Here is a 23,097-nt window from a genome sequence, read left to right on the forward strand (position 1 = left end):
TGTCAGGGGGCGGGCGGGCTCAGTCGCGGGCGAGTTCGGCCTCGGCCGCCGCCAGTGCGGCGAACTCCTCCTCCGGGGCTCCCGCGACCAGCCGGTGACGGCTGTAGAGGGCGAAGTAGGCCAGCGCCACCGCGTACACGCCCAGCGCGATGAACGCCGCGTCGCGGTCCACCAGGAAGGTCGCCACCAGGGCCGAGCATGCCAGAACGAAGGCCACGGACGAGGTGAGCGCGCCGCCGGGGGTGCGGTAGGGGCGCGGCAGCTCCGGTTCGCGGCGGCGCAGCACCAGGTGGGAGAGGGCCATGAGGGCGTAGCTGATCGTGGCGCCGAAGACGGCGACGTTCAGCATCCGGCCGCCGTTGCCGCTCCAGGCGGCGAGCGCGAATCCGATGACTCCGGGGATCAGCAGGCCGAGGTAGGGGGACTTGCGGCGGTTGGTCAGTGAGAGGAAGCGCGGCAGGTAGCCGGCCCGGGAGAGGGCGAACAGCTGGCGGGATCCGGCGAAGATCAGGGAGAAGAAGGAGGCCACCAGTCCGGCGAGGCCCGCGTAGTTCACGAAGCGGCTCAGGGCGGTCGGCTCGCCGGTGCCCTGCAGGGCCACCACGAGCGGGTTCCCGGCCTCCTTGATGGCGTTGGCTCCCTGGGCGCCGGTGGCGGAGATGAAGGTGATGACGGCCAGGAAGACCAGCACGACGAGCGAGATGGCCAGCGCCTTCGGCATCGAGCGGACCGGGTCCTTGGCCTCCTCGGCGGCGAGCGGCACGCCTTCCACCCCGAGGAAGAACCACATGCCGAAGGGGAAGGCCGCCCAGATCCCGAGGAGGCCGAACGGCAGCCAGGAGGAGGAGCCGAAGGCGGAGGTGTCCGCCGGGATGTCGTTGAGACGGCTCGCGTCGAACTCGGTGAAGGCGCCGACGGCGAAGATCAGCAGCGCGGCCACCGCGATGGCGGTCACCACCAGGCTGAAGCGGAGCGCCTCGCCGACGCCCCAGAGGTGGATGCCGATGAAGATCGCGAAGCAGGCGAGGTAGACGGGCCAGCCGGAGGTGAGGCCGAACAGGCCCAGCGATTCGACGTAGTCGCCGATGAACAGCGCGATCGCGGCGGGCGCGAGGATGTACTCGATGAGGATGGCCGTGCCGGTGAGGAAGCCGCCCCAGGTGCCGAGCGCCCGCCGGGCGAAGCCGTAACCGCCGCCCGCCGTGGGCAGGATGGCGGAGAGTTCGGCCAGTGCGAAGACCAGACACGCGTACATGACGCCCATCAGGACCATGGCCGCCGCGAGTCCGCCGAAGCCGCCCTTGGACAGGCCGATGTTCCAGCCGGAGAAGTCGCCGGAGACGACGTAGGCGACGCCGAGCCCGGTCAGCAGCAGCCAGCCGGCGCTGCCCCGGCGCAGGGTCCTGCGGTGCAGGTACGCGTCCGTGCCGGACACCCCCGGGCTCGCGTCACCGGGTGGGCCGGCGGGTGTTTCGGTTCCCTGAGCCATGAGGCGCTCCAGATGTGTGTCGACTTCATCGTTGGAACTGCTTCGATCAAAGGTTCGTCGGCACACCTTTGTGGAACGTCGGGGGAATCGCAAGGGGCGTGCGTTAAAGAGTGGTTACGGATTCGCCTCCGCGCCGGACACCGACGCCCCGCCGGGGGCGTCCCGCCGACCGGGGTCCCGCTCAGGCGAGGAAGCCGCGCAGCAGGGCCGCCGTGCCGCCGCAGTGCTCGCGCATCATCTCGCGGGCCGCGTCCGCGTCCCGGTCGAGCACCGCCTCGACGACGGCCGCGTGCTGCTGCTGGGAGTGCTCCAGGTTGCGCACCAGCAGCGGGATGCAGTCGAGCAGTTCGTTGAGGGTGGCCCGGACCGAGGCGTACTGGGCGGCGAGCGTGCGGGAGCCGGAGAGTTCGGCGAGCGTGAGGTGGAGCAGGGTGTCCTGGCGGCGGTAGTCCTCCAGCCGGGCGCCCTGCGTCGCGTCGAGCGCGGCCCGCAGCCTGGCCCCGCCGTCCGCCGGGAGCCCTTCGGCGCACAGGCCCGCCGCTCCGGCCTCCAGCACCTCGCGGAAGCGCAGGGTGTCCTCCACGTCGACGGCGGCGATGCGGCGGCGCAGTTCGTCGCTGCCGTCGGGGGCGGCGGTGCGCGGCAGGACGAACGTTCCTCCGTAGCGGCCTCGGCGGCTCTCGACCATGTTCTGGTCCTGGAGGACCTTGAGGACCTCGCGCAGCGTCACCCTGCTGATCCGCAGATGCTGGGACAACTCGCGCTCGGAGGGAAGCCGTTCGCCGGGCGGGACCAGGCCAAGGCGCAGGAGCTGGAGGACCTGCTCCAGCGCCTCCTCGAAGCCGTTGCCCGCGCGGACGGGCCGCAGCACGGAGTCCAGGCGGCCGGTCGCGGCGTCGCTCCCACCCCCGGCCGCGTCGGCCGCGGCCGCCCCATCGGCCACAGCCGTTCCTGCCGTTCCTGCGGCCGGACGGGTGTCGTCGGCTCTTCTCCTCGTGGCCACTGGCGGATCCCCTTCCCAAGCAATGGTTCTCTGTCATACCTTATGCCTCCCGGTTCACCCAAGGAGGCATCCCGTGGCAGACCGCACACCCCCGCTCGGCATCGACGAGCTCCGCTCACGGGTCGCGGACGGGTCGATAGACACCGTGGTGCTGGCCTTCCCGGACATGCAGGGCCGGCTCCAGGGGAAGCGGTTCGCGGCCGGGTTCTTCCTCGACGAGGTGCTGGAGCACGGCACCGAGGGCTGCAACTATCTCCTGGCCGTGGACACCGAGATGCGGACCGTCGACGGGTACGCGATGTCCTCGTGGGAGAACGGCTACGGCGACTTCGGCATGGTCCCCGACCCCGCCACCCTGCGCCCCGTCCCCTGGCACGAGGGGACCGCTCTGCTGATCGCGGATCTCGCGTGGCACGACGGCAGTCCGGTGGTGGCCGCCCCGCGTCAGATCCTGCGCCGCCAGCTCGACCGGCTGGCGGAGCTCGGATACACGGCGCAGGTGGGCACGGAGCTGGAGTTCATCGTCTTCCGGGACAGCTACGAGGAGGCCTGGGACCGCGACTACCGCGGGCTGACCCCGGCCAACCAGTACAACATCGACTACTCGATCCTCGGCACCGGCCGCATCGAGCCGCTGCTGCGCCGGATCCGCAACGAGATGCAGGAGGCCGGGCTGACCGTCGAGTCCGCCAAGGGCGAGTGCAATCCCGGCCAGCACGAGATCGTCTTCCGCTACGACGAGGCGCTCACCACCTGCGACCAGCACGCCGTCTACAAGACGGGCGCCAAGGAGATCGCGGCCCAGGAGGGCGTCTCGCTGACGTTCATGGCCAAGTACGACGAGCGCGAGGGCAACTCCTGCCACATCCACCTCTCGCTGACCGACGCGGACGGCGCGAACCTGATGGCGGGCGAGGGCGAGGGCGGCATGTCCGAGCTGATGCGGTACTTCCTGGCCGGTCAGCTCGCCGCGCTGCGGGACTTCTCCCTCCTCTACGCGCCCACCATCAACTCCTACAAACGCTTCCAGCCCGGCTCCTTCGCCCCCACCGCCGTCGCCTGGGGCGTCGACAACCGCACCTGCGCCCTGCGGGTCGTCGGCCACGGGCCCTCGATGCGCTTCGAGAACCGGCTGCCCGGCGGCGACGTCAACCCGCACCTGGCCGTCGCCGGACTGGTCGCCGCCGGACTGTACGGAGTCGAGCACCGGCTGCCGCTGCCCGAAGCCTGTACGGGCAACGCCTACACCGGGGACTACGACCAGGTGCCGACGACCCTGCGCGAGGCCGCCGAGCTGTGGGAAGCCAGCCCCATCGCCAAGGAGGCGTTCGGCGAGGAGGTCGTCGCGCACTACCTGAACATGGCCCGCGTCGAACTGACCGCGTACGACTCCGCGGTGACCGACTGGGAGCTGCGCCGCTCCTTCGAACGCCTCTGACAGCCAGAACACCTCCGCACACCACCACCAGCACCACCACCACCAGCTTCCGTGATCGGGGTCCGTACGTGTCACCACCCACCCTGGACGTCCTGAACCCGGCGACCGCCGAGGTCGTCGCCACCGTCCCCGCGGCCTCCGCCGCCGACGTGGACGCCGCCGTCACCCGCGCCGCCGCGGCCCAGCGCCGCTGGGCGGCCGCCGCGCCCGCCGACCGGGCGCGCCTGCTGCGCCGCTTCGCCGTCGTCGTCGACGGACACATCGAGGAACTGGCCCGGCTGGAGGTCCGCGAGGCCGGACACACCATCGGCAACGCCCGGTGGGAGGCCGGCAACGTACGCGATCTCCTCGACTACAGCGCGGGCGGGGCCGAACGGCTGCTGGGCCGGCAGATCCCGGTGGCGGGCGGCATCGACTTCACGATCCTGGAGCCGCTGGGCGTCGTCGGGGTCATCGCTCCGTGGAACTTCCCGATGCCGATCGCCGCCTGGGGTCTCGCCCCGGCCCTCGCGGCGGGCAACGCCGTCCTGCTCAAGCCCGCCGAGACGACGCCGCTGACCGCCCTCCGGCTGGCCGAACTCGCCCTGGAGGCCGGTCTTCCCGAGGGGCTGTTCCAGGTGCTGCCCGGCGAGGGGCCGGTGGCCGGGAGCGCCCTGGTCGAGCACCCGGGCGTGGCGAAGATCGTGTTCACCGGCTCCACCCGGACCGGCAAGCACATCATGACCCGCTGCGCGGAGCGCGTGAAGCGGCTCACCCTGGAGCTGGGCGGCAAGAGCCCCAACATCGTCTTCGCCGACGCCGACGTGGAGGCCGCGGCGGCGGCCGCGCCGATGTCCTTCCTGGACAACGCCGGTCAGGACTGCTGTGCCCGCACCCGGATCCTGGTCGAGCGGTCCGTGTACGACCGCTTCCTCGACCTGCTCGTCCCGGCCGTGTCCGCCGTCGTGGTGGGCGACCCGGCCGACGAGAAGACCCAGATGGGGCCGCTGATCTCGGCCGTCCAGCGGGACCGGGTCCGCAGCCTCGTCGACGGCGGCCGGGGAGCCGACGGCGGCCGGGCCATCCTCGGGACGGCCCCGGAGGGCCCCGGGTTCTGGTACCCGCCGACCGTCCTCACCGGGGTCCCGCCCGAGGCGCCGGTGGCGGTCGAGGAGGTCTTCGGGCCGGTCGCGGTGGTCCTGCCGTTCGAGGACGAACAGGACGCGCTGCGCCTCGCCAACGCCACCGACTACGGACTCGCCGGCTCGGTCTGGACCCGGGACGTCGGCCGCGCACTGCGCGTCGGCCAGGGGCTGCGGGCGGGCAACCTCTCCGTCAACTCGCATTCCAGCGTGCGCTATTCGACCCCCTTCGGCGGCTACAAGCAGTCGGGTCTGGGCCGCGAGCTCGGCCCGGACGCCCTGACCGCCTTCACCGAGACCAAGAACGTCTTCATCAGCACGGAGGCCTGAGCACCATGACCGACACTTCTTCCGTCTGCCGCCGCCTGGTCGGCCGCACCGCCGTCGTCACCGGAGCCGGCAGCGGCATCGGCCTGGCCACCGCCCGGCGGCTGGCCACCGAGGGCGCGCACGTCGTCTGCGCCGATGTGGACGAGGAGCGCGGCAAGGCCGTTGCCGCCGAGACCGCCGGGCTCTTCGTCCGTACCGACGTCACCGACGCCGAGCAGGTGGACGCCCTCTTCAAGGCCGCGTTCGACACCTACGGTTCGGTCGACATCGCGTTCAACAACGCGGGGATCTCCCCGCCGGACGACGACTCCATCCTGGACACCGGCCTGGAGGCCTGGCGGCGGGTGCAGGAGACCAATCTGACCTCCGTGTTCCTCTGCTGCAAGGCGGCGATCCCCTACATGCGCGACCAGGGCAAGGGCTCCATCATCAACACGGCGTCCTTCGTGGCCCGGATGGGCGCGGCCACCTCGCAGATCTCGTACACCGCGTCCAAGGGCGGGGTCCTGGCGATGTCGCGCGAGCTGGGGGTGCAGTTCGCCCGTGACGGGATCCGGGTCAACGCCCTGTGCCCGGGGCCGGTCAACACCCCGCTGCTCCAGGAGCTGTTCGCCAAGGACCCGGAGCGGGCGGCCCGGCGTCTGGTGCACATCCCGGTCGGCCGGTTCGCCGAGCCGACCGAGATCGCCGCCGCCGTCGCGTTCCTCGCGAGCGACGACTCCTCGTTCGTGAACGCCACGGACTTCCTGGTCGACGGCGGGATCGCCGGGGCGTACGTCACCCCGGTCTGATCCCGGCGGTCTGCCGACGGCCCCGGCGGCCGGACGTTCGTGGACGTCCGGCCGCCCGGTCGCCGTTCAGCCCGAAGTGGGGGAATCGCCCCGGAGGCGCCGGGCGCGGAGCACCAGGAGCATCTCGAAGCGCTGGTCCGGTTCGTCGATGGCGTCACCCCACAGCTCGCGGATCTGCCGCAGCCGGTAGCGGGCCGTCTGGGGGTGGATGCCGAGCCGGGCGGCCACCTCCGGGGCGCCGCCGGGGGTCTCGATCCAGGCGAGCAGTGTCTCGGCCAGGCGCCGGGCCTGGGTCGGGCTGAGGCCGTCCAGCGGGGCGAGGCAGCGGCGGGCGGACGCGTCGATCAGTTCCTGCGCGGGGAGCAGCAGCAGTTCCTCCGTCCGCTCGGTGCAGTACAGCACCTCGCCCTGCGGCAGCAGGTCCTTCTTGATCAGCTGGACCGCGGTCTCCGCCCAGCGCAGCGAGGTCGCCGCGGCCGCCAGCGGGACCGCCGGGCCGATCGCCCCGGACCAGCCGGCCGTGGCGCGCCGCAGGATCTCCGCACGGCCCGCCGTGTCCGGGTCCGGGATGACGATGCGCGGCTGCTCGCTCTCCATCTCCAGCAGGATGCCCTGCCCGACCGCGGGGGCCACGGCCTCGCGGGCCGGGCGCATGAGCACGCCCACGGAGATCGTCTCCGGGAGCTCCCAGCCGATGCGGGCGGCCCGCTCGGCCAGGGCCACGGACACGTCGCCGCGGTGTTCCACCAGGAGGAGCTCGATCAGCTGGCGCTGGAGACGGAGCCGCTCGCTGGCGCACCGGGCCGCCGCCTCGGCGTAGCCCCGTACCGACTGTTCCACGAGCCCGTCCAGATACTCGAATCCCGATTCGGCCAGCTCGTACATGGCGGGCGCGGGGATGTCGACCTGCTGGCCGATCTCGGCGAGCCTGCGCCAGGTGAGCCGGACCCCGAGGCGATAGATGGCCTGGAGCGCGTCGAGGCTGCGGCCCTCCAGACCTTCGCCCCGCCCGAACTCCTGGAACATCTCCGGCGGCACCCGTGGGTGGGCGCCGGCGGTGAGGTTGTGGACGAAGCCTTCGATGGCGCGGCGGATGCCGACGAGCGCCAGCGGCTCCCCGGACTCGTCCTCGACCAGGTGCAGATAGGGATATTCCTGGCGAATCTGGTACAGGATCGTCTGAGCGAGCTCGGGGGCCTCGGACCGGGCGATCGCCTCGAAACGGTCGAGCTTCGACCGGGGGACGTCCTGCCAGGCCGGGCGGGTCACGGAGCCGCCGGGGCGGTGTCATAGCTGATCAGGGGCGTATTGGGCTGGTCGGGAGTGGCGTCGAGCAGTGCCACGACACCGACCGCCGCGCCAACGGCGAGCGTGCCGGCCACCAGGACGGTGACAGCGGCGGCGATGAGTCTGCGCATAGTCGGGTCAGCTCCTTGCTGGAGGCGATCCCCACCCCTGCAGCCGGGCCCCTCCGGCTGGGACACAGTGTCGACAGCACATTGACATTCCGTCAAGGGCTTGCTTACTGTTCACGCCAATCGAGGGCTGACCGGCCCGGGCCCGTGCACCTCCGCGAAGAGATTTCGACCCAGGAGTGCCCGGATGCGCCACAACGCTTCACCCCTGTCGCTTGTCCTGCTGGGGGCAGGGGTTTTCCTGCTCGTCCTCGCGCCGCTGCTCGTCTGGTACGTCCAGCCGCATGCCAAGCGCACCCCCATCGACATCGACACCACCACCGTCTTCACCGGGACGGGCAGCTATTTCGACACGTCCGAGGTGGAGACGGTCGAAGGCAGAACGATCACGATCACGCGGCAGGTACGCGGGGACGTGGCCGACAGCGAGAAGAGCGGCAACGCCGTGTGGGACGTCTCCACCTCGGTCGACCACCAGGGCACCCTGCCCGCCTCCGACCCCCGTGACGCCCTCCAGTGGACGCTGGAGCGCTGGGTGACCGACCGGGCCACGAACGAGCCGGTCCACTGCTGCGAGGAGTCCCCGACGTTCGACGGGGAGGCCTACCTCAAGTTCCCCTTCGACGTCGAGAAGCGTTCCTACCGCTGGTGGGACGGCACGCTCGGCGGGGTCGTACGGCTCTCCTACGCCGGTGAGCAGGAAGTTCAGGGTTACTCCGGCCTGCTCTTCAAGGGCGAGGTCGAACCCACGAAGACCGGGGTGCGGCAGGTGCCGGGACTGCTCGTGGGGAAGAAGAAGATCCCCCAGGTGCTGGCCGAGGAGTGGTATTCCAACAGCGGCATCGAGCTGGTGGTGGACCAGCGCACCGGTCGCATCATGAACGCGGCGATCGGCCCGAGGAAGACGCTGCGCGCCCCGGGCTCCACGAAGGACGCCGTCGTGCTCCTGGAGAGCAAGCGCGTGGAGTTCACCGAGGAGACCCAGCTCAAGCAGGTCGAGCTGGCGTCGGCGGACAGCGACCGGCTGGCGATGCTCGGCACGACCGCGCCGGCCGGGGCGGCGGGGTTGGGCGGTGTGCTCGCGCTGGCGGGCGTCGTGCTCGTCGTCCGGGGCCGCCGGACGGAGCCGGAAGCACCGAATACTCACATGATGACGATTCCGCACACCTGAGTTACCGGCAAGTTGTTGCACCGGTGAGTAGCCGGGCGCGTAGCCGTGCCGAAAACTGTCTATCCCCACCAGAGCACGGCCCCCCGGTCTCGTCCCCGTCCGTCCCTCTCCTCTTCACTTCCTCATCACCCGCATCACCCGCATCACCCTCATCTCCTCTTCTCTCATCACCCTTCTCGATCCCTCGCCCCGCAGCCGGGTTCCCGGCCCGGTGCACCCCTGTCCCGGCCCCCGGTACGTCCCCTCTCCAAGCGGCCCTCGCCCCGAGGGCCGCTCCCCCGAGTCCCCGCTCCCCGAGCCGAGTTGGAGCACCCATGCCCCAGCACGTCCCTCCCCCACTGCTTGACGCCGTCGCGCGTCCGGGTCAGGGCCCGGCGCCCGCCACGGTCCCCGCGACCCCGAGACGCATCGTCTTCCTCGCCCACCGCGACCTGGGCAATCCGGCCGCCGGCGGCTCCGAGCTGCTCGTCGACCAGCTCGCCCTGGGCCTCACCGAGCAGGGCCACGACGTCACGCTGCTGTGCGGCGGACCGGCCGCCCGCCGGCCCTACCGGGTCGTCTCGGCGGGCTCCGCGCTGGGGCACTACGTCGGCGCACGGTCCGCGTTCGCCCGGCGGATCGGCACGTGCGACCTGCTCGTCGAGGTCTGCAACGGCATGCCGTACCTGGCCCCGCTGTGGCATCGCGGTCCCACCGTGTGCCTGGTCAACCATGTGCACACCGACCTGTGGGACATGCGCTTCCCGACGCCGGTGGCCCGTGCCGGGCGCAAGCTCGAACACTGGGCCCTGTCCCGGGCCTACCGCGACCACCTGATGATCGCGGTGTCCCCGTCCACGGCGGGCGCGCTGCGCGAACTGGGCGTGCCCGACCGCCGGATCCGGGTGGTGCACAACGGGGTCCAGGAGCCGAGCCCGCAGAGCGAGCGGTCCGACACACCGCTGTTCGTGGCCCTGGGCCGGCTCGTCGACTACAAGCGCATCGATCTGCTGCTCCAGCTCTGGGAGCGGGTCCGGCCGGTCACCGGCGGCCGGCTCGTCATCGTCGGCGACGGCCCCGAGCGGGCCCGGCTGGAACAACTCGCGGGTCCTGGAGTGGAGTTCGCCGGTCATGTGACCGAGGCGGAGAAGCACCGACTGCTCTGCGCCGCGTGGATGCTCCTGCACCCGGCGGCCGTGGAGGGGTGGGGGCTGGTGGTCACGGAGGCCGCGGCCCGGTCCACCCCGACCCTGGGCTTCGACGTGCCGGGGCTGCGCGACTCCGTCGAGGACGGTGTCACCGGGATCCTCGCCCCGGGCGCGTCGTCCTTCGCCGCCTCCTGGTGCGCGCTGGCGCTGGACGACGAGCGGCGCGAGGCGATGGGCAAGGCGGCCCGCGAACGGTCCGCCGACTACCGGTGGACCGCCAGTGTGCGCCGGTTCGCCGCGGTCGCCGCCGAGGCGACCGCCGGCGCGAGCGCCGGGACCGCAGGCGGCCCGAGCGCCCCGGCGATCGGCGCGAGCGCGTGAAGGACCCCTCGTTCCGGCGGTCGGCCGCCCTGTTCCGCGCCTTCCTGCGCGAACAGGGCGACCCCGCCACCGCATACACCCTGCTGGCCCGCGACGCGGCCGACCAGGTCGAGCGGCACGGGCCGCTCCGCGACAAGGTCGTCGTGGACATCGGCGGCGGCGACGGCTACTTCACCCGTGAGTTCCGGCGGCGCGGCGCGCACAGCTACCTCTTCGAACCGGATCCGGCGGAGATCGGCCCCGGGCAGCGCGCGGACACCGTCGTCGCCGACGGCTATCTGCTGCCGCTCGCCGACGGCGCGGCCGACGTCTGCTTCTCCTCCAACGTGCTGGAGCACGTCGCCGATCCGCACACCTTCCTCAGCGAGATGGCGCGGGTGACCCGCCCCGGCGGCCTCATCTACGTCTCGTACACCAACTGGCTCTCCCCGTGGGGCGGCCATGAGTGGGCGCCCTGGCACTACCTCGGCGCCGAACGCGCCCGGAGCCGCTACGAGCGGCGCACCGGCGGCCCGGCCAAGCACCGGCTCGGCGAGAACCTCTTCAAGATCGGCGTCGGGGAGACCCTGAGCCACGTCCGGAGCCGCTCCGACGTGACCGTCGTCTCAGCACGCTCGCGCTACTGGCCCGTCCTTCCCCAGCTCGTGCCGCGAATCCCCGTACTGCGGGAATTTGCCACCTGGAACCTCCTCCTCATCCTCCGGCGGTGTTCATGACCAGCGCTGTCCACCCACCCCGGTCCACGGCCCCGGAGGGCGCGGGTCCCGCGCCCTCCGGCCCCGCCGACGGACCGCCCACGCCCCGTTCACGGCGCTGGCTGCTGGGCTTCTGGGCCGCCGTGTTCGCGGCGTTCCTCGCGGTGTCGCCCGGCCGGATGACGTTCGACACCAAGCTCGGCGTCGTCGCGGACCCCTGGCGCTTCCTGGGCGACCTGGGCGAGCTGTGGCACAGCCGGGCCGGGTTCGGCGGGATCGCCGACCAGTACGTCGGCTACGCCATCCCGATGCTGCCGTACTACGGGGCGGCCGACCTGCTGCACGTACCGGTCTGGCTCGCGGAGCGGCTGTGGCTGTCGCTGATCGTGGCGACCGCCTTCTGGGGCGCGCTCCGGCTGGCGGAGCGGCTGGCCGTGGGTTCCCCGGCCACCCGGCTGCTCGGCGCGGTCGCGTACGCGCTGTGGCCGACGTACACCATCGTCGTGGGTTCGACCTCGGCGGCGGCCCTGCCGGGCGCCCTGCTGCCGTGGGTGCTGCTGCCGCTGACGAACCCGCGCCTCGCGCCGAGGATCGCCGCGGCCCGGTCCGCGCTGCTGATCCCGCTGATGGGCGGCGTCAACGCCGCCTCCACGCTGGCCTCGCTGCTGCCGGTGGGGCTGTATCTGCTGTCCCGTCCCGGCGGGCCGCGCAAGCGCGCCCTGCTGGCCTGGTGGATCCCGGGCGTGATCCTGGCGACCGCCTGGTGGATCGTTCCGCTGCTGCTGCTGGGCACCTTCGGCGAGAACTTCATGCCGTACGTGGAGTCCTCGTACACCACCACGACGACCATGTCGGCGACCGAGGTGCTGCGCGGCGGCGGGAACTGGGTCGGCTATCTGAACTTCGGCGAGGCCTGGCTGCCGGCCGGCTGGACCGTCGCCACCGCGACCGTCACCATCCTGGGCTCGGCCTTCGCCGCGGCCTTGGGCCTGGCGGGCCTGGCGCGCCGTGATCTGCCCGAGCGCCGCTGGCTGGTGCTGACCGTGCTGAGCGTCGCGCTCATCACACTCGCCGGCTACGGCGGTGCGCTGGGCGGGCTGTTCCACGGGACCGTGCAGGACTGGCTGGACGGCTGGCTGGTTCCGTTCCGCAACATCTACAAGTTCCAGACGGGTCTTGCGCTGGCCCTGGCGCTGGGCCTCGCGCACCTCACCGCAGTGGCCTCCGCCGCCGCGGCGGCGCGTGGCGGCGGCACCCCGGTGCGCACCCGCCGGCTCGTGCCGGTGATCGCCGCCGCGCTCGTGCTGCCGGGGCTCGCCTGGCCGTACGTCAACGGCTCGATCCTGCAGACGGGTTCGTTCCAGCAGCTGCCCACGTACTGGGAGACGACCGGGAGCTGGCTGAAGAAGAACTCGGCCGACGACCGCGCCCTGGTGGTCCCCGCGACCGCGCACGGCATCTACACCTGGGGTTCCCCCATCGACCAGCCGCTGGACGTGCTGGCGAACTCGCCCTGGGCGCAACGCGATTACGTGCCGTTCGGCACGCCGGGCAACCGTCGGGCGATGGACGCGGTCGAGCAGGCGCTGACCACCGGCGGCGAGGTCCCCGGACTGAGCGAGTACCTCAACCGGGCGGGACTGCACTACGTGGTGGTCCGCAACGACCTGGATCCCGACCAGTTGGGGTACGTCCCCACGACCACGGTGAAGCGCACCCTGGAGGCGTCCGGGTACAAGCGCGTCACCGGATTCGGTCCGGTGATGACCGGCGGCCGGATCGCCGCGGACACCCCCGTGCAGGTCGAGGGCCTCTATCCGCGGCAGCGGGCCGTGGAGATCTACGAGCCGCCCGCCGGGACGGAGCGTCCGGGGCGGGCGAGCACGGCCCCGGTGGCCTCGACCGCCGTCGTGAGCGGCGGGCCCGAGTCCCTGCTGCCGCTGTCGGCGAACGGCGCGGTGAACGGCCGGCCGGCCGTGCTGGCCGGTGACGCGCACCCGGGTCTGGGACGGCCGTCGCTGTACGCGGCGGGCGACGGGCTGCGGCGTGCCGACACCCGGTTCGGGCTGGTCAACTCCAACACCTCCTACACGTACACCGCCGATGAGCGCAACGCGGTGGAGGCCGCGCAGGATCCGGACCGGAGCCCCCGGCAGATCCTGCCGACGTCCGGCGCGGAGCACCAGACGACCGCTGTGCTGCGGGGCGCCAAGAAGGTCAGCGCCTCTTCGGTGGGCAACTGGCTGTTCCATCTGCCGCAGTACGACCCGGTCAACGCCTTCGACGGCAACCCGGACACCGGCTGGGCGGAAGGGTCCCCGGGCTCGCCCGAGGACGAGTGGGTACGGATCGACTTCACCACCCCGACGGAGCTTCCGGGCTCGCTGCAGGTGACGCCGCTGCCCAGCGCGAACGTGCGGGCCGCGCCGACCGTCGTGCGGGTCGAGACCGAGCGGGGCTTCAAGGACAGCCCGCTGAAGCCGGACGGATCGACGCAGACCGTGGCCGCGCCCACCGGGCAGGCGTCCTGGCTGAAGGTGACGATCCTGGAGTCCCAGCAGGGGCGTCCCGGACTCACCGGCGCCGGTTTCACCGACATCGCGATCCCCGGGGTGCAGGTGACCCGGATGCTGGAGCTGCCCTCCGACGCGCCGCGCGAGGGCGCGGACTCCACGGTCTACTCCCTGCGACGGGGCAGCGACCCGGGCGGTCTGTCGTCGGTGGCGGCCGAGGTCGGCCTGCACCGGCAGTTCACCGCCCAGGAGGCCGGACCGTACAAGGTCTCCGCCAGCGCGGTGCCGGTGCCCGGCGACGACCTGGACAAGCTGCTGTTCGAGCTGACGGGCGAGCGGGACAAGATCGAGGTCAGCGCCGATTCCACGGCACGGCTGGGCACCAGCCTCAGTCCGCGCAACCTGACCGACGGTGATCTGACCACGGCGTGGATCGCGGGCGAACGCCCCGTACTGCATCTGTCCTGGCCGGAGAAGAAGGAGATCGGGGAGATCGTCTTCGCGGCGGCCGGCGGTCTGTCCACCCGCCCCGAGCAGGTGCAGATCAGCTCCCCCGACGGCACGGCGGTGGCCTCCGTGGACGAGAACGGCATGGCCCGCTTCTCGCCCATCAGGACCGACCGGATGGACATCACCATCTCGCGTCAGGCGCCGCTGACCGTCCACAACCCGGTCGCCGACGACCAGTTGCAGCTGCCGGTGGGGCTGAGCGAGGTCTACATCCCGGCCCTGGAGGAGTACCGCTCGCCGCAGCCGAAGCCGGACAAGAAGTTCAGCCTGGCCTGCGGCAAGGGTCCGATCCTGTCCGTCGGCGGTACGTTCCTGGAGACCCGCGCCGAGGGCCTGGTGCGGGACCTGACCCAGCGCCGCCCCATCGAGGTCACGCCGTGCACGGAGGGCGGCACGGTGGAGCTGGCCGCCTCGTCCACCACGGTCGAGGCGGGTGACGCGGGACCGCTCGCCATCACCGACGTCACGCTGAGCAAGGGGACCTCCGAGGCCGCGGCGAGCACGCCGCGTTCGGTGGACGTCGAGCGGGGCGACGGCGACCGGCGCACGATCGCCGTCGGCGCGGGCGAGGCCTCCTACCTCCAGATCCACGAGAACCACAACAAGGGCTGGAAGGCCACCCTGGACGGCAAGGAGCTGACGCCGCTGCGGATCGACGGCTGGCAGCAGGCCTGGCTGATCCCGGAGGGCGAGGGCGGCAAGGTCACCCTGGAGTACGAGCCGGCCCGGATCTACCAGGTGGGTCTGATCGGCGCGGGGGCCCTGCTCCTGGTGCTCGTGGGGCTCGCCTTCGGACGCCGGCGGGGAGCCGAGCCGTACGCGGCCGAGGAGCAGCCCGTCGTGCCGGGTCCGGGTCTGGTCCTGGGCACCGTGGCGCTCACCCTGGTGGGGGTGGTGATCGCGGGGCCGCTCGCCCTGGCGGTGCCGGTCCTCGCCGTACTCGCCCACTTCCGGCCGAAGCTGCTCGCGCCGCTGGCGTTCGCGGCGATGGCCGCCGCGGGTGTCGTCGCCGCGGTGGGCACCGGGGACACCACGGCCGAGGGCGAGGGCGCATTCGGTGCGACGGCCCAGTTCCTGGCCCTGGTCGGGCTGTTCGCCGCCCTGGTCACGGTCGGACGCGGGCCGCTCGGCAGGCGGGCCGCCGGGGGCCCGGGCACGGCCGCCCCGGACGGCGAGGCGCCCACGGTGCCGGCGCAGGCCGCCGCCTCGGGCCGCACGCTGTCCACCGACCCGAAGCACCCGCAGGGAACTCCGCCTCCCGCGCCCGGAACGGGGTACGGATCCGGCACGGGCGGAGGCGACGGCGGCGACAGCCCGACGCAGCGGCTCGGCGGCCAGCAGCCGCCGTCCCGTCCCGGAGGGAGCACCTGATGGCGACCACGCAGCAACCCCGGGCGCGGGGCGGCGTGCCCCGGCCCGGGGCCCCGGCCCGGGTGCCGTTCCCGGTGGTCGACGAGGTGGCCCGGCACTGTGCCCAGGACGCCGAGCCGAACACCGTGCACATCGAGATCCATCTGCCCGGCCGGGTGGACGAGGCGCGGCTGCGCTCCGCGTTCGCCGAGGCGCTCGCCCGGCACCCCCGGGCGCTGATGCGGGAGCGCCCGAGGTCCCCGTTCGCCCGGCGCTACGAGTGGGAGCTGACCGGGGGTCCCGACGCGGATCCGGTCTCCTTCCCGCCGTCCGCGCCGGGGGCGCTCGACCGGGCCCGGTCGCGGGCGCTGGACGAGGCCCCGCCGCTGACGGCGTCGCCGCCGCTGCGGCTCGCCGTGGTCGAGGAGCCGGGGACCGAGGGGTGTGTGCTGCTCTTCACCGTGCACCACACCGCCCTCGACGGCCCGGCCTGTATGCGGCTGGCGGCGACGACCGCCGAGGTCTACGGCGCGCACCGCGTCCCGCCGGCCCCCGCACCGGCGCGGCCGGCGTCCGGGCCGCTCGCCGGGGAGTCCCCGGCGGCGCCGCTGGCCCGGCCCGCCCGGATCGCGGCGGGCTCGCCGGGGCCCGCGCCGGTACCGGGCAACGCGATGCTGCTGGTCGAACTGCCGGTCCCCCGGCGGGAGTCCGGCGCTCCGTACACGGTGAACGACCAGCTGATGGTGGCCACCGCCCTCACGGTGGCCGACTGGAACCGGGCGCAGGGCGCGCCGGGGGCCGACCGCCGTCCGCTGCGGATCACCATGCCGGTCGACGACCGCACCCGGGGGCCCGAGATGCCGATCGGGAACGGCACCCGGCTGGTGGAGGTCGGCTTCGCCGGGTCCGAGCTGGCGCCCGGGGCGGACATCCCCGCCCTGCTCCGGGCGACCGCGGAGCGGACCCGGGCGCTCAAGGCGCGCCCCCGCCCCCCGTTGGGCCGGTCCGCTTCCCTGCTGACCGCGCCGCTGCTGCCCGTGGCCGCCCGCGCCGCCGTCACCCGGGGGCTGCGGGTGCTGGCGGGGCCGTGGACCTCGACGACGCTGCTGAGCAACATCGGCCGGGTGCCGTACCCGTTGGACTTCGGGGAGGCGGGCCGGGCCACCGCCGTGTGGTTCTCCGCGCCCGCCCGGATGCCCCGGGGGCTGACGTTCACCACGGCGTCCACGGGCGGCCGGCTGCATCTGGCGCTGCGCTGGTCGCGCACCCTGCTGGGGGACGAGGACGGCGTACGCCTGCGCGAGCTGTTCACCCGTCACCTGGCCTCGACGTCCTCGGAGACCGTATGACCGGCACCACCTCTCCCCCGCCCGGGCTGCGGGACTTCTACGAGAACCCGGCCGTCCCGGTCGCCTCGGGCGACGGGCGCACCCTGCGGCAGGCCCGGCTGCTGGCCGACGCGCTGGACGCGCCGGGGCAGGTGATCCTCGACATCGGGTGCGGCGACGGCACGGCGGCGGCCACGGCGGCCCCGATCCTCGCCGGGCACCGGCTGATCGGCGTCGACTGGTCGCAGGACGCGCTGCGCAGGGCCCGCCCCCGGATGGGCCTCGTGGTGCGCGGGGAGCTGGAGCACGGCGGGCTGCCGCTGGCCGACAGATGCGCGGACGCGGTGCTGTTCAGCGAGATCCTGGAGCATCTGGTCGACCCGGACCAGGCGCTGGACGAGCTGCGGCGGGTCCTGCGGCCCGGCGGCCATCTGATGCTGTCCACCCCGAATCTGGCGGCCTGGTACAACCGGGCGCTGCTGCTCGCCGGGGTGCAGCCGGTGTTCTCGGAGGTCAGTCTGCGCGGGATCCACGGCCGCCCCGGCTCGGAGGTGGTCGGGCATCTGCGGCTGTACACGGCCCGTGCGCTGCGCTCGTTCCTGACGGCGTCCGGCTTCACCGATGTGACGATCAAGGGCGCCCCCTTCCACGGGGTGCCGCGTCCGCTGCGGCTGGTGGACCGGGCGGCGTGCGCGGTGCCCGGGGCGGCCTCCATCCTGCTGGCCCACGCGCGGCGGAGGTAGCGCGATGTGGTGGGGTGTCGGCGCGGCGCTGGTCGCCAACGCGCTGTACAGCGTGGGGTTCGTGGTGGAGAAGCGGGCCCTGGGCTCGCTGCCCGCGCTCTCCGCCGGCCGGCCGCTGCGGGTGATCCGGGTGCTGCTGACCAGTCCGTTGTGGATCGTCGGCGCGCTGGCGCTGGCGGCCGGGTTCGGGGCGCAGCTGGTCGTCTACCGGGCGCTGCCGATCGCGGCGGCGCAGGGCATCTTCGTCTCCGGTCTGGTGCTGCTCCTGCTGTTGTCGTCGGCCGTGCTCGGCGAGGAGTCGACGGGTCGCGAACGTTATGCGCTGGGCGGGGTGCTGGTCGCCCTGCTGATGGTCGTCGCCTCGGTGCGCGAGGGAGAGGACGTGGTGAGCGGCGGCGCGCCGTGGGCGCTGGTGCTCCTGGTCTGCTTGCCCGCGCTGGGGGCGGGCGTCTGGCTGTACGTACAGGTCGAGCGCCGGGCGGCCAAACGCCACCGGGTCCCGACCAGCGGCATCGGGTACGGAGTGGCGGTGGGCCTGCTCTACGGGGTCAGCTCGCTGGCCATCAAGGGCACGTCCAGCCGCCTGACCGGCACCGATCTGGGCGAGGCCGCGCTGTCGCTGCTGGCGTCCCCCTATCCGTATCTGCTGCTGTTCACCGCGGGGGCCGGTCTGGTGATGTCGCAGACGGCGTTGCAGCGCTGCCGGGCCTCCCTCATCGTGCCGGTGTGCACCACGGTGACCAGCCTGTTCACCGCGGTCCTCGGAACGCTCGCCTTCGGCGAGACGCTTCCCGACGATCCGCTGCTGCTGGCCCTGCGGGTGGGCGGCACGGCGCTCGCCCTCTCCGTCCTGCTGGCCATGCCACGCCACGATCCGCAGCCCGCCGCCCCGTCCTGACCCCGGATACGGCCCGCCGCATCCCACGCCCCGACATCGCTGACACCGAGGAGCCACCCGATGAACCCCGACGACCCGCTGCTCGCCCTGCTGGCCTGCCCGCTCGACAAGGGCCCGCTGTCCCTGCTGGCCGAGGAGGAGGCGCTCTACAACCCCCGGCTGCGCCTGAGTTACCCGATCGTGGACGGCATCCCGCAGCTGCTGCCCTCATCGGGCCGGAAGGTCGGGGCGGACGACCACGAGCGCCTGCTCACCCGGCTCAAGGCCTCGGCCACGTGACCACGTTCGCCGCGGCGGTGGCGTCCCGGCTGCCCAAGGGCCTCGTCGGCTCGGCCGCCGTCGCCCTGTACCCGCGCTTCGAGCCCGAGCTCCGGCGGCTCGCCGACTTCTGCCCGCCGGACGCCGTCGCCCTCGACATCGGGGGCTGGTACGGCCCCTGGTCGCGGCGGCTCGCCGCCCGCTGCTCCGAGGTGGTGACCATCGAGCCCGTGCCGCATCTGGCCGAGCACCTGCGCCGGACGCTGCCGTCGAACGCCCGGGTGGTCCAGGGCGCGGCGACCGACCGGGCGGGCACGGCACGACTGTGGTTCCCGGAGGGCGACCGGGGCGACCGGGGGGTGTCGTCGCTGGCCCGCCGCGATATCCACGCGCACTGCCTGGAGGTGCCGTCGGTCACCGTCGACAGTCTCGGGCTGAGCGGGGTCGGTTTCGTGAAGATGGACGTCGACGGCGGTGAGCGGGCGGCGCTGCTCGGTGCGGCGGAGCTGCTGCGCAAGGACCGCCCGGCCCTGCTCATCGAGCTGGAGAGCCGGCTCGGCCCGATCGCACCGGCGGTCGACCTGCTGACCGGTCAGGGCTACGCGGGCTGGCTCCTGGCGGGCCGCCGCTGGATCGCGCTCGACGGGTTCGACCTGGTGGCCCACCAGGCGCGGACGGAGCACCTGGTGCACCGGGGGCTGCTGCACCGGGCCTTCGTCCCGCACCGCGAGCGGTACATCAACTCGGTTCTCTTCCTTCCGGACGGCCGGGTACCGGGCACGGTCTGACGCCCCCGGGCCCGCGTATCCTCGGCCCGGGGGCACGCACAACGGAGGATGGCGTACGTGGCGGGCAGCAGCGCAGGGCGGAACCGGACCCGGCAGGACGGTCCCGGGAACGAGCGGGCGGGCGCCCCGGAGCGCACGTCGCTCAGCGCCCACGCGCGGGACGCGGTCCGGGAGCGGATCGTCGACGGCCGCTACCCGCAGGGCGCCCGCCTCGTGGAGCGCGAGGTCGCCGAGGAGCTGCGGATGTCCCGCGTCCCGGTCCGCGAGGCGCTGCGCGCCCTGGTGGGCGAAGGGCTCCTGGAGCTGCTGCCGCACAGCGGGGTCAGGGTGCGGCGGATGGAGCGGGCCGACGTGGAGCACCTGTACGAGGTGTGGGAGCCGCTCGCGGTCCAGGCCTCCCGGCTCGCGGCACGGCGGGTGGCGCGGTCCGCCCCGGCGGAGCCGCCGGGCGTCACCGCGCTGCGGACCTCCCTCGACCGGGCGGAGCAGGCGGCGTCCGACGACGAGGGGGCGCGCGAGGTGGCCGCCCACACGGCCTTCCACGAGGACATCGTGGCCCTGAGCGGCAACCCGATGCTGGCCCGCACCATGGAGCAGCTGAGCGGACAGCTCCAGCTGTTGTTCGGGATGCGGGAGGAGCCGGAGCACATGCGGGCCCAGCACGCGGTCATGTTCCGGTACATCGCGACGGGCGACGAGGAGTCCGCGGCGGCGAGCACGCTGCTGCACGTGCGGGACAGCCGGGCCGTGGCTCTGCGGTCCCTGTTCGACGCCACCTAGATTTGTATACCAGAAGGGGCTGATCGCGAGATCACCCCTCCCGCACCCACCCCGCATTGATCCGAGATACCGCAGATCCTGCACGTTTTCCGCACACACGGGGAGCGGAATCCCTCCTTCCCAGACCGTCGGCCATCCTGGTATACAAAGTGCTCCCACGTTCGCTTCCGCTTGCCGCGGCCGAAGGAGCCCCCATGTGCGTCGACAACACTCCGCCACCCCCCGGCCGGCTGACCCGGCGAGGTGTCCTCGCGGGCGCCGCGGCCCTGGCCGGGACGTCCGCCGTCCTGGCCGGGGCCGCTCCCGAGGCGTCCGCCACGTCGGCCGCTTCCCTCGGTTCACCGGGCCGGGGCGGCGATCTGGTCGTGGAGGGCGGCAGGCTGCTCGACCCCCTGACGGGCGAGGTCACCGAGGACGCGGTGGTCGTGATCGTCGGGGGCGTCGTCCGCGCGGCCGGGCCCCGGAGCCGCCTCGGGACGCGGACGCCTTCCGGCGTACCGGTGCTGCGGGCCCACGGACAGTGGATCCTGCCCGGCCTGGTGGACGCCCATATCCACCTCAACACGGCCGCCGAGGCGCGCGACGCGGTCCTCAAGGGCGCGACCAGCGCGCGCAGCGGTTCGACCAACTTCTACCAGGACGTCGCCGTACGGGAGTTGGCCCGCCAGGCGCCGGAGCGGGCCCCCCGGCTCCGGGCCGCGGGAATCTTCGTCACCCCGGACCTCGGCGACACGATCCTCGCCGACCCGGACCTCGCGCCGCTCGCCCGGCTGCGCGAAGGGGTGCGCTCGGCCGAGGCGCTGCGCCGGGTGGTCGCGGTCAACCTCGCGCGCGGGGCGGACACCATCAAGACCCGGGTGAACGAACGCGCCGGGCTGCCCGAACAGGACCCGCTCGTCCAGGTCTACGACCACGAGCAGCTGTCCACGATCGTGGCGGCGGCGCGGCGCGGCGGAAAGGGGGTGCTCTGCCACAGCTACAGCGAGAAGGGCTGCCACGACGCGGTCACGGCCGGGATCCGTTCCCTGGAGCACGGGGCGTTCGTCGGCGAGCGCACGCTGCGCGAAATGCGCCGCAGGGGTACGTACTTCACACCGACGCTCACCGCCATCGCCGGGCTCGCCGAGTCCTCGGACCCGGTCCTGGCGGAGCGCGGTCGCACCTATCTCCCCGTACTGAAGCGGGCGGTGCTCGCGGCGCACGAGCTGGGCGTCCCCCTCGCCGCGGGCACCGACTCCTCCGGCGGAACGGTCGACCCGATCGGCCGCGAGGTGGAGTTGATGCACGCGGCCGGGCTCCCCGCCCTGGACGCGATCCGCACGGCGACCACGGGCGCCGCGAAGCTCCTCGGGTTCGACGGCACGGCCGGCCGCCTGGCGCGGGGCTTCGCGGGCGACGTCCTGGTGGTGGACGGCGACCCGCTGGCCGACCTCGGCGTGCTGAGCCGCCCGGCGCGCGTGGTGCGGGCAGGGTTCTCCGTACCGGCCGCCTGACCGCGCCCGCACCCTCCCTCCACCGCTTCCTCCGCTCCCCCACTCCCCTTCGAAGGAGCCCTCGATGCACGCCCATTCCACCGTCTCCCCCACCGCCGGTCTCTCCCGGCGCTCCATGCTGGCCGGTGCCGCCGCCCTCGCGGGCACCGCCGCCGCCATCACCGCGCCCGGGTCCGAGGCCGCCGCCGCGCCCCGGACCGGCGGAGCGTCGCCGTCCGCCGCCGACCGGATCACGGAGCAGCCGGACCGCACGGGCGGCCACGCGCGTGCCACGGTGTTCAAGAACGTGCGGCCCTACGGGGCGAAGCTGCCCGTCGACCTCACCGTCGTCGACGGCGTCATCACCGCCGACCCCGCGCCGCGCGGCGCCGAGGTCGTCGACTGCGGGGGCAGGATCGCGCTGCCGACCCTGGTCGACGCGCACATCCACCCCGACAAGACGGCGTGGGGCGAGCCCTGGGTGACCCGGAATCCGGCCGGCTCCATCGCGGAGTACACCGCCGAGGACGTGAAGCTCTACCACGCGCTGCGGACTCCCCTGAAGGTGCGCGCGGAACGCCTGATGGGCCATGCCGTCGCCCAGGGCACCCGCGCGATGCGCGCCCACGTCGACGTCGCTCCCGCCTACGACCTGGTGGGCGTCGAGGGCGTCGGCTCCGCCCGCCGGGCCCTGCGGCACGCGCTCGACGTGGAGATCGTCGCGTTCCCGCAGCACGGGGTGATCCGTACGCCGGGCACCGAGGAGCTCCTGGAGGAGGCGGCGCGCACCGGGGCGGTCGACCGGGTCGGCGGCATCGACCCGATCGGGTTCGACGAGGCGCTCGACGAGCAGCTCGACGTCGTCTTCGGCATCGCGGACCGGCACGGCGTGGGCGTCGACATCCATCTGCACGAACGGGCCGCGACGGGGCTGGAGTCGCTGCGCGCGATCATCGACCGCACCCGGGCGCTGTCGATGCAGGGCAAGGTCACCGTCAGCCATGTCTTCTGCGTGCCCGGACTGCCCGAGCGGGAGCTCGACCGGCTGGCGGCGGACCTGGCGGACGCCGGGATCTCCCTGACGACGGTCGCCCCCTCGGCGGACCTGGTGCTGCCGATCGGCCGGCTGCGCGAGCACGGGGTCCACGTGGGCCTCGGCTCGGACGGCGTACGGGACTCGTGGAGCCCGTTCGGCAACGCGGACATGCTGCACCGCTCGCACCTGCTGGCCCAGGTGCAGGACGCCCGCCTGGACGAGGAGTTGGAGGCGGCCTTCCGCTCGGGGGCCGACGGCGGGGCCCGGCTCCTGGGGCTGCCGGAGGCGGACCTCACGCCCGGATCGCCGGCCGACTTCCTGCTGGTGCGCGGGGAGTGCCTCCCGCAGGTCGTGGTCGACCTGCCTCCGCGCGAGATGGTGGTGCGCGGCGGGCGCATCGTCGCCCGGGACGGCGAGCTCGTCGGTCACTGACCGACCCTGTCGGGGCCCGTACGGGCCC

Annotated in this window: 19 protein-coding genes; 15 read left to right on the top strand and 4 right to left on the bottom strand. The window is 73.4% G+C overall.

Annotation, left to right across the window (positions count from 1 at the left end):
* Positions 1–19: 19 nt before the first annotated feature.
* Positions 20–1,489, bottom strand: coding sequence for an ethanolamine permease (gene eat, locus IE272_RS18970; RefSeq protein ID WP_056699179.1), 1,470 nt, complete (start codon positions 1,487–1,489; stop codon positions 20–22).
* A gap of 181 nt (positions 1,490–1,670) precedes the next feature.
* Complete coding sequence (locus tag IE272_RS18975; RefSeq protein WP_190007331.1) at positions 1,671–2,432, bottom strand: FadR/GntR family transcriptional regulator; 762 nt, start codon at positions 2,430–2,432, stop codon at positions 1,671–1,673.
* 133 nt (positions 2,433–2,565) lie between these two features.
* On the opposite strand from IE272_RS18975, the gene IE272_RS18980 reads away from it, so the two are divergent.
* From IE272_RS18980 to IE272_RS18990, 3 genes are all read left to right on the top strand, one after another.
* Positions 2,566–3,930, top strand: a complete 1,365-nt coding sequence (locus tag IE272_RS18980; protein WP_190007332.1) for a glutamine synthetase family protein — start codon at positions 2,566–2,568, stop codon at positions 3,928–3,930.
* A gap of 68 nt (positions 3,931–3,998) precedes the next feature.
* Positions 3,999–5,381: an aldehyde dehydrogenase family protein gene (locus IE272_RS18985; RefSeq protein WP_190007333.1), complete on the top strand. Its 1,383-nt coding sequence runs from the start codon at positions 3,999–4,001 to the stop codon at positions 5,379–5,381.
* A 5-nt stretch (positions 5,382–5,386) separates the two neighbouring features.
* Positions 5,387–6,172 carry a 3-oxoacyl-ACP reductase gene (locus IE272_RS18990; protein ID WP_190007334.1) on the top strand — a complete coding sequence of 262 codons (786 nt, stop codon included), beginning with the start codon at positions 5,387–5,389 and terminating at the stop codon, positions 6,170–6,172.
* A gap of 66 nt (positions 6,173–6,238) precedes the next feature.
* Here the strand turns inward: IE272_RS18990 and IE272_RS18995 are convergent, their stop codons facing one another.
* On the bottom strand, positions 6,239–7,441 hold the full coding sequence (locus IE272_RS18995; protein WP_190007335.1) for a PucR family transcriptional regulator: 1,203 nt from the start codon (positions 7,439–7,441) through the stop codon (positions 6,239–6,241).
* The gene (locus IE272_RS19000) at positions 7,438–7,590 is read right to left on the bottom strand and encodes a hypothetical protein (protein ID WP_007452005.1); all 153 of its coding nucleotides are present in this window, start codon (positions 7,588–7,590) and stop codon (positions 7,438–7,440) included. Before IE272_RS19000 ends, IE272_RS18995 begins: the two co-directional genes overlap by 4 nt.
* Before the next feature lie 184 nt (positions 7,591–7,774).
* On the opposite strand from IE272_RS19000, the gene pgfA reads away from it, so the two are divergent.
* The 12 genes from pgfA to IE272_RS19060 all read left to right on the top strand — a co-directional run bounded on the left by pgfA (position 7,775) and on the right by IE272_RS19060 (position 23,069).
* A complete protein-coding gene (gene pgfA / locus IE272_RS19005; protein WP_050357489.1) occupies positions 7,775–8,758 on the top strand; it encodes a cell envelope lipid trafficking protein PgfA in 984 nt (327 codons plus the stop codon).
* A gap of 314 nt (positions 8,759–9,072) precedes the next feature.
* The gene (locus tag IE272_RS19010) at positions 9,073–10,266 is read left to right on the top strand and encodes a glycosyltransferase family 4 protein (protein ID WP_057661304.1); all 1,194 of its coding nucleotides are present in this window, start codon (positions 9,073–9,075) and stop codon (positions 10,264–10,266) included.
* Positions 10,263–10,982 carry a class I SAM-dependent methyltransferase gene (locus IE272_RS19015; protein ID WP_047175341.1) on the top strand — a complete coding sequence of 240 codons (720 nt, stop codon included), beginning with the start codon at positions 10,263–10,265 and terminating at the stop codon, positions 10,980–10,982. Before IE272_RS19010 ends, IE272_RS19015 begins: the two co-directional genes overlap by 4 nt.
* The gene (locus IE272_RS19020) at positions 10,979–15,355 is read left to right on the top strand and encodes an alpha-(1->3)-arabinofuranosyltransferase domain-containing protein (protein ID WP_190007336.1); all 4,377 of its coding nucleotides are present in this window, start codon (positions 10,979–10,981) and stop codon (positions 15,353–15,355) included. The genes IE272_RS19015 and IE272_RS19020 overlap by 4 nt, the downstream gene beginning before the upstream one ends.
* Positions 15,355–16,683: a condensation domain-containing protein gene (locus IE272_RS19025; protein WP_050357492.1), complete on the top strand. Its 1,329-nt coding sequence runs from the start codon at positions 15,355–15,357 to the stop codon at positions 16,681–16,683. Before IE272_RS19020 ends, IE272_RS19025 begins: the two co-directional genes overlap by 1 nt.
* On the top strand, positions 16,680–17,405 hold the full coding sequence (locus IE272_RS19030; protein WP_190007337.1) for a class I SAM-dependent methyltransferase: 726 nt from the start codon (positions 16,680–16,682) through the stop codon (positions 17,403–17,405). Before IE272_RS19025 ends, IE272_RS19030 begins: the two co-directional genes overlap by 4 nt.
* A 4-nt stretch (positions 17,406–17,409) precedes the next feature.
* On the top strand, positions 17,410–18,303 hold the full coding sequence (locus IE272_RS19035; RefSeq protein WP_050357494.1) for a hypothetical protein: 894 nt from the start codon (positions 17,410–17,412) through the stop codon (positions 18,301–18,303).
* Between the two features lie 60 nt (positions 18,304–18,363).
* Positions 18,364–18,582, top strand: a complete 219-nt coding sequence (locus IE272_RS19040) for a Trm112 family protein (RefSeq protein ID WP_007453982.1) — start codon at positions 18,364–18,366, stop codon at positions 18,580–18,582.
* A complete protein-coding gene (locus IE272_RS19045; protein ID WP_190007338.1) occupies positions 18,579–19,349 on the top strand; it encodes an FkbM family methyltransferase in 771 nt (256 codons plus the stop codon). The genes IE272_RS19040 and IE272_RS19045 overlap by 4 nt, the downstream gene beginning before the upstream one ends.
* Positions 19,350–19,397: 48 nt before the next feature.
* Entirely contained in the window at positions 19,398–20,129 is a 732-nt protein-coding gene (locus tag IE272_RS19050) for a GntR family transcriptional regulator (RefSeq protein ID WP_050357496.1), read from the top strand.
* A 194-nt stretch (positions 20,130–20,323) separates the two neighbouring features.
* Positions 20,324–21,622 (top strand): amidohydrolase family protein, encoded by a 1,299-nt coding sequence (locus IE272_RS19055; protein ID WP_190007339.1) that lies wholly within the window; start codon positions 20,324–20,326, stop codon positions 21,620–21,622.
* A 64-nt stretch (positions 21,623–21,686) separates the two neighbouring features.
* Positions 21,687–23,069 carry an amidohydrolase family protein gene (locus tag IE272_RS19060; RefSeq protein ID WP_190007340.1) on the top strand — a complete coding sequence of 461 codons (1,383 nt, stop codon included), beginning with the start codon at positions 21,687–21,689 and terminating at the stop codon, positions 23,067–23,069.
* Positions 23,070–23,097 lie beyond the last annotated feature (28 nt).

This window comes from Streptomyces anulatus (assembly GCF_014650675.1).
GTDB classification, from domain to species: domain Bacteria; phylum Actinomycetota; class Actinomycetes; order Streptomycetales; family Streptomycetaceae; genus Streptomyces; species Streptomyces anulatus.